Origin of the sequence: Paenibacillus sp. 102, assembly GCF_039549175.1 — a bacterium.
In the GTDB taxonomy this organism is placed as follows: Bacteria; Bacillota; Bacilli; order Bacillales; family Bacillaceae_G; genus Bacillus_A.
Genome location: NZ_JBCGHT010000007.1, coordinates 154,023 through 169,475, shown reverse-complemented (window position 1 = coordinate 169,475; position 15,453 = coordinate 154,023). Strand labels below are relative to the sequence as shown.

Genomic DNA, 15,453 nt, shown 5'->3' with positions numbered 1-15,453 from the left:
TTCTGCATAGGGAAATTTCAAATTTAGTTGAGGAGAATTTGAAATAATAAGATGAGTATTTGAAGTACATATACAATAAAAAAACGGCTCCATATGAGGAGCCGCTTTCATCCATATATCTTATTATGCTTTCGGGAACATACCGCCGATTGCACCGAATCCCAATGTTAAAATGAAGAAAACAACAACAAGAATTGTTGCTTGTTTCTTACTTAAACCAGCCGTAATGTGTAATCCTAATCCTGTTACTACTAATCCCCAAATTGCAAATACCTCAAACTGTTTTAGGACGCCATGTACAACACCACCAGTGGAAGCAAACACTGGCCCTAAACCTGTATACATTTCTTGTCCATTTCCACCAAGAATAAATGCTAGTGCTATATTTATAATGCCACCAAAAATAGTAATAATACTAGAATAGACAGTGATTGTTAATAACTTTTTATAAGAAGTATCATTGCTCATAAACATCATTAACACTTTATACACAACTGCACCAAGAAAGAATGTAATCATAATAACAATCGCTGCAAAGAGAAAACCGCCACCTAAAGTGAATGCCAATGGCACTTCAATACCAAGCTCTTTATTTGTTGCTATAGACGCAGGATCTTGAGAATATAGATATGACGCAAGAGCCCCCATGATACCGCCTAATACGGTCATTAACCAAAATGCACCCCATACCACATTACTATTCTTCATTTTCTCAAACTGTAAGCCAGGAGATGTAATCATTCCCAGTAACGATGGTTTTTCCCCGCCAACCTTTTGCGAATTAACATTCGGTTCCATTCTAACAACCTCCTTGTATTTATATCACCCGTTCTAGCGGGCGGTTCACTTTCTCTTTTCTAGAGACTGTGAACCGCCCGTTAGAACAAAATATACGTGTAGTAGAGAGGCGTCTCGCTACTACACTAGTAACCTATTCATAACGAAGTGCTTCAATTGGATCTAATTTCGCTGCTTTATTCGCTGGAATTAGTCCGAAAATAATGCCGAGTGTCATCGAGAATAATACGCCTCCAACGACAACTTCCCATGAAACGAGCGGTGGCCATTTTGCAAATGTGGACACAATATAAGCTCCGCCATACCCAAGACCAATTCCAATTAATCCACCAAGAAGTGTTAACATAACAGCTTCAATTAAGAATTGTAGTAGGATTTTACTGCGCGTTGCTCCAAGCGCTTTACGTACCCCAATTTCACGCGTACGCTCCGTTACAGATACAAGCATGATATTCATAACACCAATGCCACCAACGACTAATGAAATTCCAGCGATACCGCCGATGATCATCGTCATGATATTTGTTACTTTCGAAACACCTTCTTGGAATTCTTTTAAATTCACCATCTCATATTTGCCGGAAATCTCACTCGGCTTACGACTATTTAACACTTCAACTGCCTTTTTACCAGCAGTCTCCAAACTATCTACATTTTTTGACTGCACAGCGATACTTTGAATTTCATCTGTTCCATATAAAGTTGGCCATAATGTAAGAGGAACTAACGCTTCTGAAGGCCCCATTCCCATAAACGAATTTTCTGATTTATAGACACCGATAATTTGCATCGGTTGGCCTTTCATCTCAATAATTTTCCCAACAGGATTTTCTTTCTTAAACAAATCATCTTCCATTTTCGTACTAATCATGACCACATTATTTCCTTGCGAAATATCATTTTCATTTAGCAAGCGGCCTTTTACTACTTTCGTTTTATTGACTGCAAAATATTCATTATCTAATCCGATAACATTAACCATCTCTTTTTTATCATTAATCTCAAGTGGTTCCATCGTACTATTTGTTGTAATAACATGTGAAATTTCTGGGATTTTCTTTACTTCAAAAATATCTTCCTCTGTTATTTTTGGTATTTCTGTTGCTCCCATCCCATACGGGTCATTAATATCCGCAGCAAATTGAATTGGCATTACATTATTACCAGAGCCAGCAATTTGCGACTTTAACATCGCTTCCCCGCCTTGCCCAATCGCAACAACAGTAATAATGGAACCAACGCCGATAATAATCCCGAGCATCGTAAGTGCTGAGCGCAGTTTATGAGCTAGAATAGAAGATAGTGCAATTTTGATACTATCTAGTAAACTCATACCGCCCACCTTCTATCTTCTGTAATTTTCCCGTCTCGCAGCACGATTCGGCGCGAAGAATACGCAGCAACTTCCTCTTCATGCGTAACCATAACAATCGTCGTACCTTCTTCATTTAACTTTGTGAAAATGTCCATAACCTGCTGTCCAGACTTTGTATCAAGAGCACCAGTTGGCTCATCAGCCATAATGAACGTTGGGTCATTCGCAATGGAGCGCGCAATCGCTACACGCTGCTTTTGTCCACCTGAAAGTTCACTTGGCAGGTGATGCACGCGGTCGGACAATCCGACTTTCCCAAGTGCTTCAAGAGCTCTCTGACGACGCTCCGCTTTCTTCACTCCGCCATAGATAAGTGGAAGCTCTACATTTTCCACCGCTGATAAACGCGGTAATAAATTAAAGTGCTGGAATACAAAGCCGATATATTCATTACGAATAAGAGCTAGTTTTGCCTCATCTGCTGTTAAGATATTCACATCGTTTAACATATATTCGCCCTCTGTTGGACGATCTAAACAACCGATAATATTCATAAGCGTTGATTTCCCTGAACCAGATGGTCCCATAATCGAAACAAACTCACCGCTTTGAATCGTTAAGCTAATACCATGTAAAATCGGTACCGCTAGCTTCCCTTGATAATATGTTTTATGAATATTGTTTAACGTAATCATTTTTCTTTCACTTCCATTCCGTCATATACATTGTCGGAAGGATTTTTAACCACCTTTTGCCCCACTGTTACGCCTTCAAGAACTTCTGTCCAGTCTCCATCAGTAGAACCTTTTTTCACGTTTTGTTTACGAAGTTTTCCTTTTTCTTCTACATAAACAAATGCATCATCATTCTTTTCTACAATGCTCTTACTAGGCACAGCAATCATCTTCTTATTTTCTAAGTTTACTTGCAGTGATACGTGATAACCTGGAGATAATCCTTCTTGCCCATCAAGACTTGCTTTATATGTATACTGAGACATGTTTTGTGTTCCCTCAGCACCAGCTGCTTGCGCCATCTCTGCACTTGTCGGGAATTCACTTACTTCTGTAATTTTTCCTGTCCATTTCTTCTTATTATTTGCTTTCGCTGTTGCAGTAAATGTTTGATCCTTTTGAATTTGTGATTTTTGAAGTTCTGTTAACGTCCCTTGAATTTGGAACGGATCTTTAGAGGCAATTTGTAAAAATGATTTTCCTTGTCCACCCATTGCTTGCGCTGAACTTTGTGCTGCATCTTTATCTAACTTTTGTACAACACCAGCGAAATTACTATAAATTGTGAGTTCACCTTGTTTTTTCTTTAACTCTTGGGATTGTAATTGTCCTTTTTCTTTCTCAAGATCAATTGTTTTTTGTCCCATTTCTAATTCACTTACTTGCTCTTCCATAGGATCTGTTACTTCTTTGCCAGCACCGCTATCTTTCGCTTTTTTAATTTCTTTCTTTAATGAATCTATTTTCTTTTTCCCTTGATCATAGCGCATAGTTGCCATTTTTTGATCAAGCTCAGCTTGCTTCAGCTGTAAGTTAATTTCTTCATTATCATAAGAGAATAATTTCGTTCCTTTTTCTACCTCTTGGCCTTCTTTCACCGCAATATCCTTCACTTTTCCTTTGGTCGGATCTGCGTAGAAACTCTCAATATTTCCAGGTTTTACTTGTCCAGAAATCAACTTCGTATTATTAAGTGTACGTTCTGTTACTTTCTCAAAGCTAACAGCGCCAGCATCTCCTTTTGCTGCGCCCTTTTTCTTCCCTTGCACCATAAAAATATTGATTGCTGCAACGGCGACAATTAATGCAATAACCCCCATGATAATCCATTTCTTCTTTTTGTTTGGAGTACGAACGGTATTTGGTAACATATTCTCGCTCCTTCTATATCTTTATATAGTGGTTCTATAATTATATAAAACTTCCAGAAAACGATAACTTTATTTTTACATTATTACGCTTTCTTTACAAAGTTTTACACCATCACTTATATTGTAACAAAAATACCAATGTTTAGAAATATGACAACTTATCTTTTAAGCAAGTTTTAAGGAACCTAAAAGACATACGAACAGATTATACCCCTTATAGAAAGACCTATATAAATCCAATTTGATTTTCTAACATATAAACGGTGGCTATGGAGAACAGAAAGAGACTTTCACTCATTGTCTCCTTCTGTTTTTTACATGGCATGGGGCTAAAAAAGGCACTGACCGCTTCTGTACATGGGCGGATCCTCTTTCCACCTTAAAAGGGATGGTTTTATGTTGGTCTTTCAATTATCAAAATAGTATTTTTGATTTTGGATTAGCTGATAGTTTACCAAGCTTCTTTTATGTAATCGGAGTCATATTCATTATATTTTCTTTTTCTAATCCTAAAACAGCTAAAAAAGCTCTTCAGGTCATTGTATTTGGTACAGCAGGGGCGCTACTTTATGAATTTGAACAATTATCCTTCAATATGGTATTTGATATAAAAGATGTAGTATCCACCATACTAGGGGGAATCGTATCTTTTATTTTATATAAATCTATCCTTTTTTTAAACAAACGTTTGATTAAAAAGAGAACCTATCAATTGATAGATTCTCCTTCCATAAACGATTATGCAATTTTACCTTCAGGACCTTTTCCCTCATGTCCACGTTGAACGATCAACGATAACACCAATCGCTGCGTTTGCTACAAGACTCCCTCCACATATTCATATTAAAAATCAAATATGGTATAAGAGGTGTTTTTCCTTATCTTATTTTATCCCGCTATTTGTGAGGGCTATTAATTAGTGGAGGTTGGAGACCCCCACTCCACTGATTAAAGTTTCACTTTATTAGATCACTCCAAAATTTTCATAGAAGATGCGTATTATGCTCCTTTTTCTGCATGTAGATGTGCAGTTTCTTTTTCGTCAAATAGGTGCTGAATCACTAGGTTTGATTTGTCTGCTGTTTTCTTTACGAATAAAGGATTGAGAATAACGAGAGATAGAACGTTTGCAGTTAATCCCCAAAAACCTTCATAGACTCCGAAAGAATACCCCGTTGTATATACGGTAAAAGTAGTAGCTAAACCGATGATGAGACCAATGATAGTTGCTTCTTTTGATTGGTTTCTCCAAAACAAACTAATAACGATGGCTGGAAAGATTTGTACCATACCAGATACGCCTAAAAGTTGCAGTGATACAAGGGCAGTTGGGAACAATAATCCAAATAGCAAAGCAAGTCCGATGACAACAAACACCATCATCCGGTTCACAAGTGTTAAACGACTACCATCTACCCTTGGATTCATGAGATCACGATAAATGTTATTTGCAAACAAATTGGAAGCACCAATTGCCATGATGGAACAAGGAATTAAAGAAGCTAAAGCAATTGTCGAATATGCCAATCCTTGCGCTACCCCACCATAAGAAGTTTGAATGAGATGTAATAAAGCAAAGCGTGGGTTTGTATCTTCTGGCAGTACAAGAAATGCAATAAAACCAAGAAAAATAACGAGTATTAGTACGATATTGTATAAAGGTAGATACATTGAATTTTTTCGAATAGCATCAGCACTTTTAGCGGTAAATACACCTGTTGCTGCATGTGCCCACATAAATAATGCAAGAGCTGATACGAGAGATGCTGTTATAAACCATACAATCCCTTTTGGTCCTGCATCTGGAATCGTTAACAGTTGTGGTGCCTCAGTGGCAAGTGTATGTATCATAGGATTCCAACCACCAAAATGGATAATAGGAAGTGAAACAACCATAAATAACATAATGGCCCAAACGAGAATATCTTTAATAATTGCAGTATATGCCGGTCCTTTAATACCGCTAAAGAATGTATAAAGGGCAACAAGAAGAAAAGAAATAATGACGACTACCTTTACATTAATATAACCTGCACCAGCTACTTGAAGCGTATCTTGAATGCCGCTTAATTGTAAATCAATATAAGGAATTAGCATACATACACCGATAATGGCAATGAGTGAAGAGAGGAACTTACTATTAAAGCGTTCTCTCGCATAATCTGCAAGAGTCGTTAATTTATGTACACTTGCAACTTTCCAGAGCTTTGGAAGGAAAAAATAAGCGATAAAATAGGCTAAAACAGAATAAGGAATCGCAAAGAAAGCGATACTGCCACCTTTATATGCAGTACTCGTTAATCCTAAAAATGTATAAGCGGTATATAAATCTGCACCAACTAAAAACCAGACAAGCAGTCCACCAAATCGTCTGCCTCCCACAGACCATTCTTCTACAGAACTTCGTGCGGATTTATTCCGTCCTGCTAGAAATCCAATTAGAACGACAGTTAGTACAATGAAAGCAGTGATACTTAATGCTGTTATGTTTCCTTTCATTACAGAGAACCTCCTTGTGACTTATGTAGAGAATAAATACCAAATGTACATAATGGTGTTAACACAATCCATAAAAATAACCAAAAGTGCAAAAAAGGCAAGCCAACTATAAATGGCTCAATTCGATTAGCGAATGGTAATAATACCAACTGTAGAAAAGGAATCAAAAAAAGAATGAAAATTGCGAACTTTTTCAATGTAATAACCCCCCTTTCTTAAAATAATGAATCTAAAAATGAATTTAATGGTCATTATAGCAGTATTAAATTATTAGAACAAGATAAAATTTAGAATTAACAGAATTTTCTTTTATAAAATATTAAAAATGTTATTATATAAAACTAATAGGGATACGTATGAAGTAAAAACTCGCATCGGAATTAGCACGAATGGAGAGGGAAAACAAATTCGAATTTCATCTTATATTATGGAGTGATTGACTACTATATATCCACTTTGATTTTCCGACATATAAGTCGCGGCTATGAAAACAAAAAGGAATCTCTACTCATTTTGTCCTTTGTTCTCACGTGGCATGGGGCTAAAAAAGGCACTGACCGCTTCTACACATGGCCGGATGCTCTCTCCCAACTAAAAAGGGTTATTTCGTTTTTTTAATTTGGATGTATATAAAATTTTAAACAAACGTTTGATTAAAAAAAGAGAACCTATCAATTGATAGATTCTCCTTCCATAAACGCTTATGCAATTTTGCTCTCAGGACCTTTTCTCTCATGTCCACGTTGAACGATAAATAAGAATAATGTTGATAAAATACCGCCTGCTAATAGTAAGATGAAGCAACCGTCCCAACCAGAGCTATCAACCATGAATCCAATGACTAAGTTTGCTGTAAGACTTCCTCCTACATAAGCGAATAGACCACACATACCAACTGTTGTACCTACTGCAAATTTCGGCACTAATTCCATTGCACTTAAACCAATTAGGAACTGTGGTACGTAAATTAAACAACCGATGATAGAAACTGCAATACTCACAACAAGTACGCTAGATGCTTGCCAATATACAAACGTTCCAATAACAACACCAGCCATACTAATAATACATAACGGCATACGTTTACCTTTAAATAATTTATCACTTAAGAAACCAACGATTAATGAACTTGGAATCGCAGCTGCTTCAAAGATAGAAAATGCTGCATGTGCCTCTGCTTTTGTAAATCCTTTAACAGTTGTTAAATAGATTGGTACCCAGTTAATTACACCGAAACGAATTAAATATACAAATGCATTTGCAATACATAAATACCAAACAAATTTGTTTTTCAATACATATTTCACCAAAATTTCTTTTGGTGACATTTTGTTGACATTGTCTGCCTTCTCAAGATTTTCATAATCATTGCGGTATTCTTCAATTGGTGGAAGACCGACAGATTCTGGTGTGTCCTTCGCATTTATCCACATAAGAACTGAAATTACCATTGCAATTATCGCCGGGAAGATAAACACGCCGGCTTGCCAATGACTTTCACCAAAAATACCAACACCAATTCCAACAAGCGGTGGTACAAGCATCGCACCAACATTATGTGAAATATTCCAAAGTCCTGTTTTTGTACCGCGCTCTTTCTTCGAGAACCACTTTGCCATTACGGTACTACAAGGCGGTGCTCCCATCCCTTGGAAAATATTATTGAAAACTAATAATGTTAAAATCATTCCAAATGAAGATGCAAAACCAAAACAAATATTTATAATTGCCGATAAGAATAAACCAACCGCAATAAAACGCTGAGCATACGCTTTATCTGATAAATTTCCCATAAAGAACTTACTTAATCCATACACAATCGCCACAACGGAACCTAATAAACCAATTTCCGTTGTACTAAAACCATATTCTTTCATTAAATACGTACTTGATAAAGTAAAGTTACTACGAACTAAATAATACGCTGCATATCCAACTGAAATACCGATTAATACACGAAGACGCAGTAGTCTGTATACTTTATCAATCATATTCGCTGGTAATCTTTCTACCATTGGTGCTGGTTTCAACCAATTAAACATACCATCTCTTCTCCTTTTCTCATTCCTGAGAGAGACGTTGTCTATTCCATATCTCGATGATTCCACTATCTGATATATTTTTATTCGTCCTTCTAACAGGCTGACCTTCTATTTCTGTCTGATTCTTCGCAAGCATCGTTGGTACGCCAAACGAAACCTTTTCTAAAATGTGCCCTACTTCTTCTGATAAACAATAATCAATAAATAAATCCGCTATAATACCACTTGGTGCATGTTTTAGTTTCGAAATCGCATTGACAGATAATCCAGTCTGCGCTGGAACTTTGCTTACAATCGGAAAGCCTTGTTTTTGAATCATCCGTTGATCTCCCATAAAATTAATACCGATCATATATTCACCGCTTGCTACATACTCAGCCGGCATATAACCATTCATCGTTACTTCTGTCACTTGCCTAGCAAGGCTCTTTACATAACCTTCAGCCTCTTCTTCGCCGAACATATCAATAAGCGAACCGAAAAACGTATATGCTGTTCCTGATATGTTCGGGTCGGGCATGACAATCTTTCCGGCATATGCAGGGTTTAATAAGTCTTTCCACTCCGATGGATAGGAAAGACCAAGCGGCTCTATTTCCTGCTTCCACCGCTCTTTATTAATGGCGATGGCAAGCTGCTCTACTTCATAGCCATACCAAAAGCCATCCTTGTCTTTAACGGCGTTTGAAATGCTACTTGCATGCTTACTTGCAACAGGAATCGATAAATCCTTTTGCTTCATCATTTGATGTGCATCTACTGTGCCACCGATGATGATATCCGCCTTCGGGTTTCTCCCTTCCTCTTCTACTCTCCTAAGAATCTCTTCTGTAGAAAGACGAATAAATTCATACGTGCACCCGCGGGGTTTACAAAAAGATGATAAAAGCGCTTCACCGACTTCTTCACGCGCTGCTACATACGCAACAAGATGGCGATCTTTTAAATTTGGAAGACCATTTTCACTATATTTGATAGAGGTAGTATCTCGAGAGCAACTAGACATCGCTCCTCCAATTACTAGCAAAAAGAAGAAAAAGGCTATCTTTCTCATGAAACATTCTCCTTTACAAATAACGTTGCTAGGGAGCCTTTCATATACATTACATTCCCATTATTATCGCCAAGATATTGAACGACAAAGTAAGAAGGATATACAGAAATCGTTAAAATATCTTCGCGTTCATTCTTCACATGCTTACCATTTTGATAAGCTGTAATATAAACGACTGGATCTTTCTGCGATTGCAGCAATTTCTGAATTTCCCCGTAGTCTGTAATTTGTTTTGCTTGCCGAATAGAATCAAGTATTGGCGTAAGATTCGTAGTACGCACTGCATCGCCTTGCCGCACTATGACCTCCTTCGCCTCCGAAAAGAAATTGCTAATAGACTCCGGCGTATAATACAGGCCCAGCAAATACGTTTGAAATGCGGAAATCATTGGATCCAGTCCTTGCTTTCCGTATACGTTTTCCTCGTACTGGAACAAGTCACCTACTGCAAAAGTACGCCTATGCCCATTTAAGTACGTTACTTCTCCAGTAAATACTTGTTCGCGAGCCTTCGCTTCTGTTTGCTTCATTCGAATCTTGTCAAAGAATGAAACAATTGCATGTAGACGGACTTCATCTGTTACAACTACTTCTCCCCACTTTTCATGTCTTACTCTCACTTCAGTAGGAAGAGATTCACTTGCTCTTTCTAAAACAACCTGTTTGTCATCCAGAATTGTAACGCGGTTATACAATTGCTTCTCTATTACATAAAACAAAATAAGAGCAGCAATCGTACAAAAGACAAACAAGAGAATTTGAAATGATAGCCTTTTCATTTCTGCCTACCTCCACAATAAAAAAACGTTGTTTCGAAAATACCGCATAATTGTTTCATAAATGTATCATTTAACCGCTTTCAAGTTTTTTATATCTTCCATACGTCTTGGCAATAAAAATGTGATCGCAATCATCGTTCCCATTTCTTCACTACTTTCAATTCGCATGCTTCCGCCTTGCTTGTTCATAATCTCCTGACAAATGAACAAACCGTAGCCATTTCCATAACTAGAAGAGAGTATTTTTCCTTTCGGAGAACGATTCCATTCTGCAAGTACTGCTTCATCCATACCAATCCCATCATCATGGATGAGAACTTTTGCTTCCTCTTCATTTACAACAACATTCATCCTCATTTGCGTAGCATCACTATATTTAATCGCATTATCAAACACATTTAAGAAAATCTGCTTCGTCTTATCAAAATCAGCAACAACATGTGTCTCTGTTAATTCATTTATCACTTCTATCTCGTATTGCTCTAGACGAGGCTTCACAATCGAAATGGCTTCTTCCGCAATTTTCTTTATATCGACAATCGTCGGAGAGACTTCAAACGTACTCGTTCCGTACTTCGAAGATTGTAACAATTCCTCAACGAGTGATAATAGACGATGACTTTCAATCGAAACATAATGAAGACTTTCCTCTACATCCCGCGTGGACTCAAGTTTCGGAATTAAATCTACATAGCCAATAATCGCAGTAAGCGGTGTTTTCAGCTCATGTGTAATTCGGTCTAAGAAATCCTTTTGCTTCTCCTTCTCTTCCTTTAGCTGCGTTATATGCAGTTCAATCGCATCAGCCATCGCATTGAAAGATGCTGATAACTGAGCAATTTCTACATACTCATTTAGCTCGATTTTACTTTTATAATCCCCATTTGCGAGCCGCTTTGCCATTTGTCTTAACTGATCAATTGGCTTATGAAGAGATTTCGCTAAACGAATCGCAAAGAAAATCCCGCCAGTTGCTAAACAAATCGATGTAATGAGAAATGTCCAGCTCACATTCGTTAACACTTCTTTCTCATCTTGCAATTCATTAATAAAGCGAATCGCTCCGATGACATCGCTTCCATAATAAACCGGACTCGAGAATAAAAGAAGTGGTGCTGGATCACCATTTTCAAACACATATGCCTTCTTCCCACGTAACGACTGGTCAATATCTACATTCTTATGAAGCAAGGCCCCTTTTTCTGTATCGGCAACGACATCTCCATTCTTCCCAATCATCTGCACACGAACGTCCATCCGCTTCGCTAAATAAGAAGCAATAAGCAGTGAGTTTGGTCCAAGTGTCTCCATATCTGCTTCCTTCTCTAAATAGTTCATCGTATAAATTTGTGCTTCTACACTTAATTTCTCTAAAGAGCCTGCCGCATTATGATACATATTCTTTTCCAGTGTAATATAAATCACCGTATAAAGAAGAAACAAAATCGGAATCAATAACCCTACTATACCAAATACCATATTTCGTTTTAACGACATCTTATCACCTAACACTCTAACTTATATCCAACGCCATAAATCGTCTTAATACTTTCACCGCTTGCTCCTAGCTTCTTCCGAAGACGCTGCACCATAATATCCACCGCTCTCGTATTTCCTGTGTACTCAAACCCCCATACTTTCTCTAATAGCTCATCACGCATAAACACACGCTGCGGATGTGAAGCAAACAACTGACATAAATTAAACTCACGATACGTTAAATCAATTTCTTCCCCATTCACATGCACTTTCCTTTCTTTCGGATAAATGACGAGCTCACCAGCTCGAATGACCTCATTATTCTTAGGTATCCCCTGTTTCATTACACGCCGCGCCATATTTTTCACCCGAAGAATCAGCTCTGCATGATTGAACGGCTTCGTCACATAATCATCCGCGCCAAGCTGAAGCCCAAGTAACTTATCATTCATCTGACTCTTCGCTGTTAACATGAGTACTGGAATATCCCGGTCCTTCTCCCTGAACAAGCGAAGCAGCTCATAACCATCCGTATCTGGAAGCATCACATCTAAAATCAATACATCCGGCTCTTCATTCCATCTTTGCAAAGCTTCTTTCCCATCAGCTGCAGTGAGGACTTCATATCCTTCCATCTCCAGCTGCATACGAATCAAATTACGAATGCTCGATTCATCATCGACTACGAGTATTTTCATGATTCCCCTCCTTTCGCAGTACATTTTAGTATAGCAAATATCTTATACAAAAAAAGAGTGTATTGTCGAACATATATTGAACGACAGTACACTCTCTTTTATCAATCATTTTTACTTATCATATCCATCCGGCTTGCTTTGATGCCAATTCCATGCGTGTTCAATAATTGTTTTCACGTCTGTATATTGCGGATTCCAGCCTAGCTTTTCTTTTGCTTTTTGAGAAGATGCAACAAGGCGCGCTGGGTCTCCAGCTCTTCTTGGCGCAACTTCTGCTGGAATCTCATGATTTGTTACTTCACGAACTGCTTCAACAATTTCTTTTACACTAAATCCGTTACCGTTTCCTAAGTTATAAAAGTCACTGTCTCCGCCATTTTGTAAATCTTTCAGCCCAAGGAAATGAGCTGCTACTAAGTCATCAACGTGGATATAGTCACGAATACATGTACCATCTGGTGTATTATAATCATCACCAAACATCATGATTTTCTCGCGTTGTCCTAAAGCTACTTGCAGTACAAGCGGAATTAAATGCGTTTCAGGACGATGATCTTCACCGATAATACCGCTTGGCGTTGCACCAGCTACGTTAAAGTATCTAAAGATCTTATATTTTAAATTAGAAGCTTGGCTATACCAATGTAACATTTTTTCAATCGCTAATTTTGTTTCACCATATGTGTTCGTAGGGTTTGTTGGTGTTTCTTCTGAAATTAAATCAACATCTACATCTCCATATGTTGCGGCAGTTGATGAGAAGATAAATTTATCAATTTTAAACTCATCCATTACCTCTAGTAAGCATAGTGCACCATATACGTTGTTATTATAGTATTGAAGTGGTTTTTCCATACTCACGCCAACTAAAGAGTCCGCTGCAAAATGCATCACTGCGTCAATTGTTTCTTGCTGGAACACGTCTCTTAAGAAACCTTTATCGCGAAGATCGCCTTTATAAAATTTCACGCCTTCTGCAATTGCATCTTCATGACCTGTTTGCAAGTTATCCACTACAATTACAGATTGTCCTTCGTCAACTAACTTTTTTACAGCGTGAGAACCAATATAACCAGCTCCGCCACAAACTAAAATAGAACCCATATTTTCCACCCAACTTTTACTGAATTATTTTATAGAACTTTTTAGCCTATAAAATATAGCTTATCTACTTTTATTTTATATAGCAAGGAAAATTCCAATTATTTCATGACACCATCAACAATTGTTATTTCGCTAAAACAGCTAACTTTTCTTCTACTTTCTTCAAGTCCTCGATAGAATCAATTTCAAAACTATCATTGCTATCGATTTTGTACAAATGAACATTTAAATCTTGAATATTATCTTTGACGATATTGTCCCAGTATAGTTCAGTGAAATCTTCTTGATTTACTACTTCTTCTAGTTTTTTCACAATATGAATGCCATCTTCTTTCGACCAATAGGAAATACCACATAAGATGTAGTCATCATCACCGTCACCGATCTCAATATCGTATACTTTACGGTTTTCGTCATGCTTAATAATCCATTCGTTACGGAAATCTTCTTTCTTCGCACTAAAGTATAAAGAAGACTCTGGATTCTCTATAAAAATATTACGGTGTAAATACACATCTGCATCCATTACATATGCATCTTGTAAGTATTCGCGAACTAAATACATTGTATAGATGTTGTTGTACACATTATATTTGTCATTGTGTACAAGCTTCACATTATACTTATCAATAAGATAATCGAATTTCTCTGCTAAGTAGCCTGTTACAACAATAATTTCTTGGACGCCGATTTCTTGTAAATATTCAATTTGACGCTCTAGCATCGGCTTACCGTTTACTTCTACTAATGATTTTGGAGTCGTTAACGTTAATGGACGTAAACGTGTTCCCATACCTGCTGCTAATAAAATCGCTCTCACGTTACTTCACCTCTATATTTTTTCGCTTTCATAAATTCAGATATATCCGCAACTGTTAATATAGCCCCTACAAGGATCGCAATACAACAAATAATTAACTTCCATGAAAAAGGTGCTCCTAATGCTAACATAGAAATGACAACTGCCCATGCCGAATACGTAATGTTAAGTGCCATTGCTTTTGTCGGTCCAATTTCATGAATTGCCTTATAGTAGAACACATAAGAAGCCGTTCCAACTAACGCAATCACAATAATTAACATAAACTCGCTGCTCATCACAACTTCTCTTGTTAAGAAATGTCCGCCAACTGAAGGTAAAATAACAAGTCCATATGTTGTCGCTGAAACAAGCTGACGAATTTGTAATGCTTCTTCCGGAGATACTTCTTCATCTTTCATACCGTACGCACAGATCACACATTCTAATCCCCAGCCAACAATACAAATCAGGACAAAAATAAATCCTAACATATAATTTTCAGTTGCAAAACCATCACCTGTAAATCCAAGTATAATAATAAATGTAATACTAATGACTAGGCCAAGCCAGTTCCATGAACGAAGGCGATCCTTCAAAAACACAAATGCAAAAAATGCACCAACCGCTGGATATACAGCTGAAATCGCAGCTGTATAAGAAGCCCCGATATACTTTACAGCTAATACATAAAACGTCATCCCAATCGGTCCACCCATAAGTGCTCCTAACATAACGAATCGTCCACTTCTCGTTTTCAGCTTAGAAAGAGCCGTTCTCAGTTGACCCTTTATCGCCATGTATAGCATCATCCACAGCGAGGACATAAAGTCATGTAAAAACGTACTTACAAGCGGCGCAAGAAACACAACTTGTTCCGTCGCTAACATCAGTTGCGAAGATAAGATAATTCCAATCAATACCGTATCTACAGCCCAAGCAAAACCAGAAAAGATTCCATAAAATATGCCTTTACTTTGCACTTTTCTCATCGTAATATC

Annotated in this window: 15 protein-coding genes; 1 reads left to right on the top strand and 14 read right to left on the bottom strand. The window is 37.5% G+C overall.

The window, feature by feature from the left end:
• Positions 1–123: 123 nt before the first annotated feature.
• The 4 genes from yknW to AAIE21_RS17305 all read right to left on the bottom strand — a co-directional run bounded on the left by yknW (position 124) and on the right by AAIE21_RS17305 (position 3,998).
• The gene (gene yknW / locus AAIE21_RS17320; protein ID WP_343267895.1) at positions 124–798 is read right to left on the bottom strand and encodes a YknW family membrane protein; all 675 of its coding nucleotides are present in this window, start codon (positions 796–798) and stop codon (positions 124–126) included.
• A gap of 133 nt (positions 799–931) precedes the next feature.
• The gene (locus AAIE21_RS17315; RefSeq protein WP_343267894.1) at positions 932–2,131 is read right to left on the bottom strand and encodes an ABC transporter permease; all 1,200 of its coding nucleotides are present in this window, start codon (positions 2,129–2,131) and stop codon (positions 932–934) included.
• Complete coding sequence (locus tag AAIE21_RS17310) at positions 2,128–2,808, bottom strand: ABC transporter ATP-binding protein (protein ID WP_343267893.1); 681 nt, start codon at positions 2,806–2,808, stop codon at positions 2,128–2,130. The genes AAIE21_RS17315 and AAIE21_RS17310 overlap by 4 nt, the downstream gene beginning before the upstream one ends.
• On the bottom strand, positions 2,805–3,998 hold the full coding sequence (locus AAIE21_RS17305; RefSeq protein ID WP_343267892.1) for an efflux RND transporter periplasmic adaptor subunit: 1,194 nt from the start codon (positions 3,996–3,998) through the stop codon (positions 2,805–2,807). The genes AAIE21_RS17310 and AAIE21_RS17305 overlap by 4 nt, the downstream gene beginning before the upstream one ends.
• Positions 3,999–4,386: 388 nt before the next feature.
• On the opposite strand from AAIE21_RS17305, the gene AAIE21_RS17300 reads away from it, so the two are divergent.
• Positions 4,387–4,782, top strand: a complete 396-nt coding sequence (locus tag AAIE21_RS17300) for a hypothetical protein (protein WP_343267891.1) — start codon at positions 4,387–4,389, stop codon at positions 4,780–4,782.
• A gap of 215 nt (positions 4,783–4,997) precedes the next feature.
• Here AAIE21_RS17300 and AAIE21_RS17295 read toward each other — a convergent pair whose 3' ends face one another.
• From AAIE21_RS17295 to AAIE21_RS17250, 10 genes are all read right to left on the bottom strand, one after another.
• Entirely contained in the window at positions 4,998–6,497 is a 1,500-nt protein-coding gene (locus AAIE21_RS17295; protein ID WP_343267890.1) for a sodium:solute symporter family protein, read from the bottom strand.
• Positions 6,497–6,694: a DUF3311 domain-containing protein gene (locus tag AAIE21_RS17290; protein ID WP_343267889.1), complete on the bottom strand. Its 198-nt coding sequence runs from the start codon at positions 6,692–6,694 to the stop codon at positions 6,497–6,499. The genes AAIE21_RS17295 and AAIE21_RS17290 overlap by 1 nt, the downstream gene beginning before the upstream one ends.
• Positions 6,695–7,198: 504 nt before the next feature.
• Positions 7,199–8,539, bottom strand: a complete 1,341-nt coding sequence (gene pgtP, locus AAIE21_RS17285) for an MFS transporter (protein WP_343267888.1) — start codon at positions 8,537–8,539, stop codon at positions 7,199–7,201.
• Between the two features lie 19 nt (positions 8,540–8,558).
• Positions 8,559–9,593, bottom strand: a complete 1,035-nt coding sequence (locus tag AAIE21_RS17280; protein ID WP_343267887.1) for an ABC transporter substrate-binding protein — start codon at positions 9,591–9,593, stop codon at positions 8,559–8,561.
• Positions 9,590–10,372, bottom strand: coding sequence for a DUF3919 family protein (locus AAIE21_RS17275; protein WP_343267886.1), 783 nt, complete (start codon positions 10,370–10,372; stop codon positions 9,590–9,592). Before AAIE21_RS17275 ends, AAIE21_RS17280 begins: the two co-directional genes overlap by 4 nt.
• Positions 10,373–10,438: 66 nt before the next feature.
• Positions 10,439–11,869 (bottom strand): HAMP domain-containing sensor histidine kinase, encoded by a 1,431-nt coding sequence (locus AAIE21_RS17270; RefSeq protein ID WP_343267885.1) that lies wholly within the window; start codon positions 11,867–11,869, stop codon positions 10,439–10,441.
• An 8-nt stretch (positions 11,870–11,877) separates the two neighbouring features.
• Entirely contained in the window at positions 11,878–12,549 is a 672-nt protein-coding gene (locus AAIE21_RS17265) for a response regulator transcription factor (RefSeq protein WP_343267884.1), read from the bottom strand.
• 111 nt (positions 12,550–12,660) lie between these two features.
• Positions 12,661–13,653 carry a UDP-glucose 4-epimerase GalE gene (gene galE, locus AAIE21_RS17260; protein WP_343267883.1) on the bottom strand — a complete coding sequence of 331 codons (993 nt, stop codon included), beginning with the start codon at positions 13,651–13,653 and terminating at the stop codon, positions 12,661–12,663.
• A gap of 124 nt (positions 13,654–13,777) precedes the next feature.
• Complete coding sequence (locus AAIE21_RS17255) at positions 13,778–14,473, bottom strand: sugar phosphate nucleotidyltransferase (protein ID WP_343267882.1); 696 nt, start codon at positions 14,471–14,473, stop codon at positions 13,778–13,780.
• Complete coding sequence (locus tag AAIE21_RS17250; RefSeq protein WP_343267881.1) at positions 14,470–15,444, bottom strand: DMT family transporter; 975 nt, start codon at positions 15,442–15,444, stop codon at positions 14,470–14,472. The genes AAIE21_RS17255 and AAIE21_RS17250 overlap by 4 nt, the downstream gene beginning before the upstream one ends.
• Positions 15,445–15,453 lie beyond the last annotated feature (9 nt).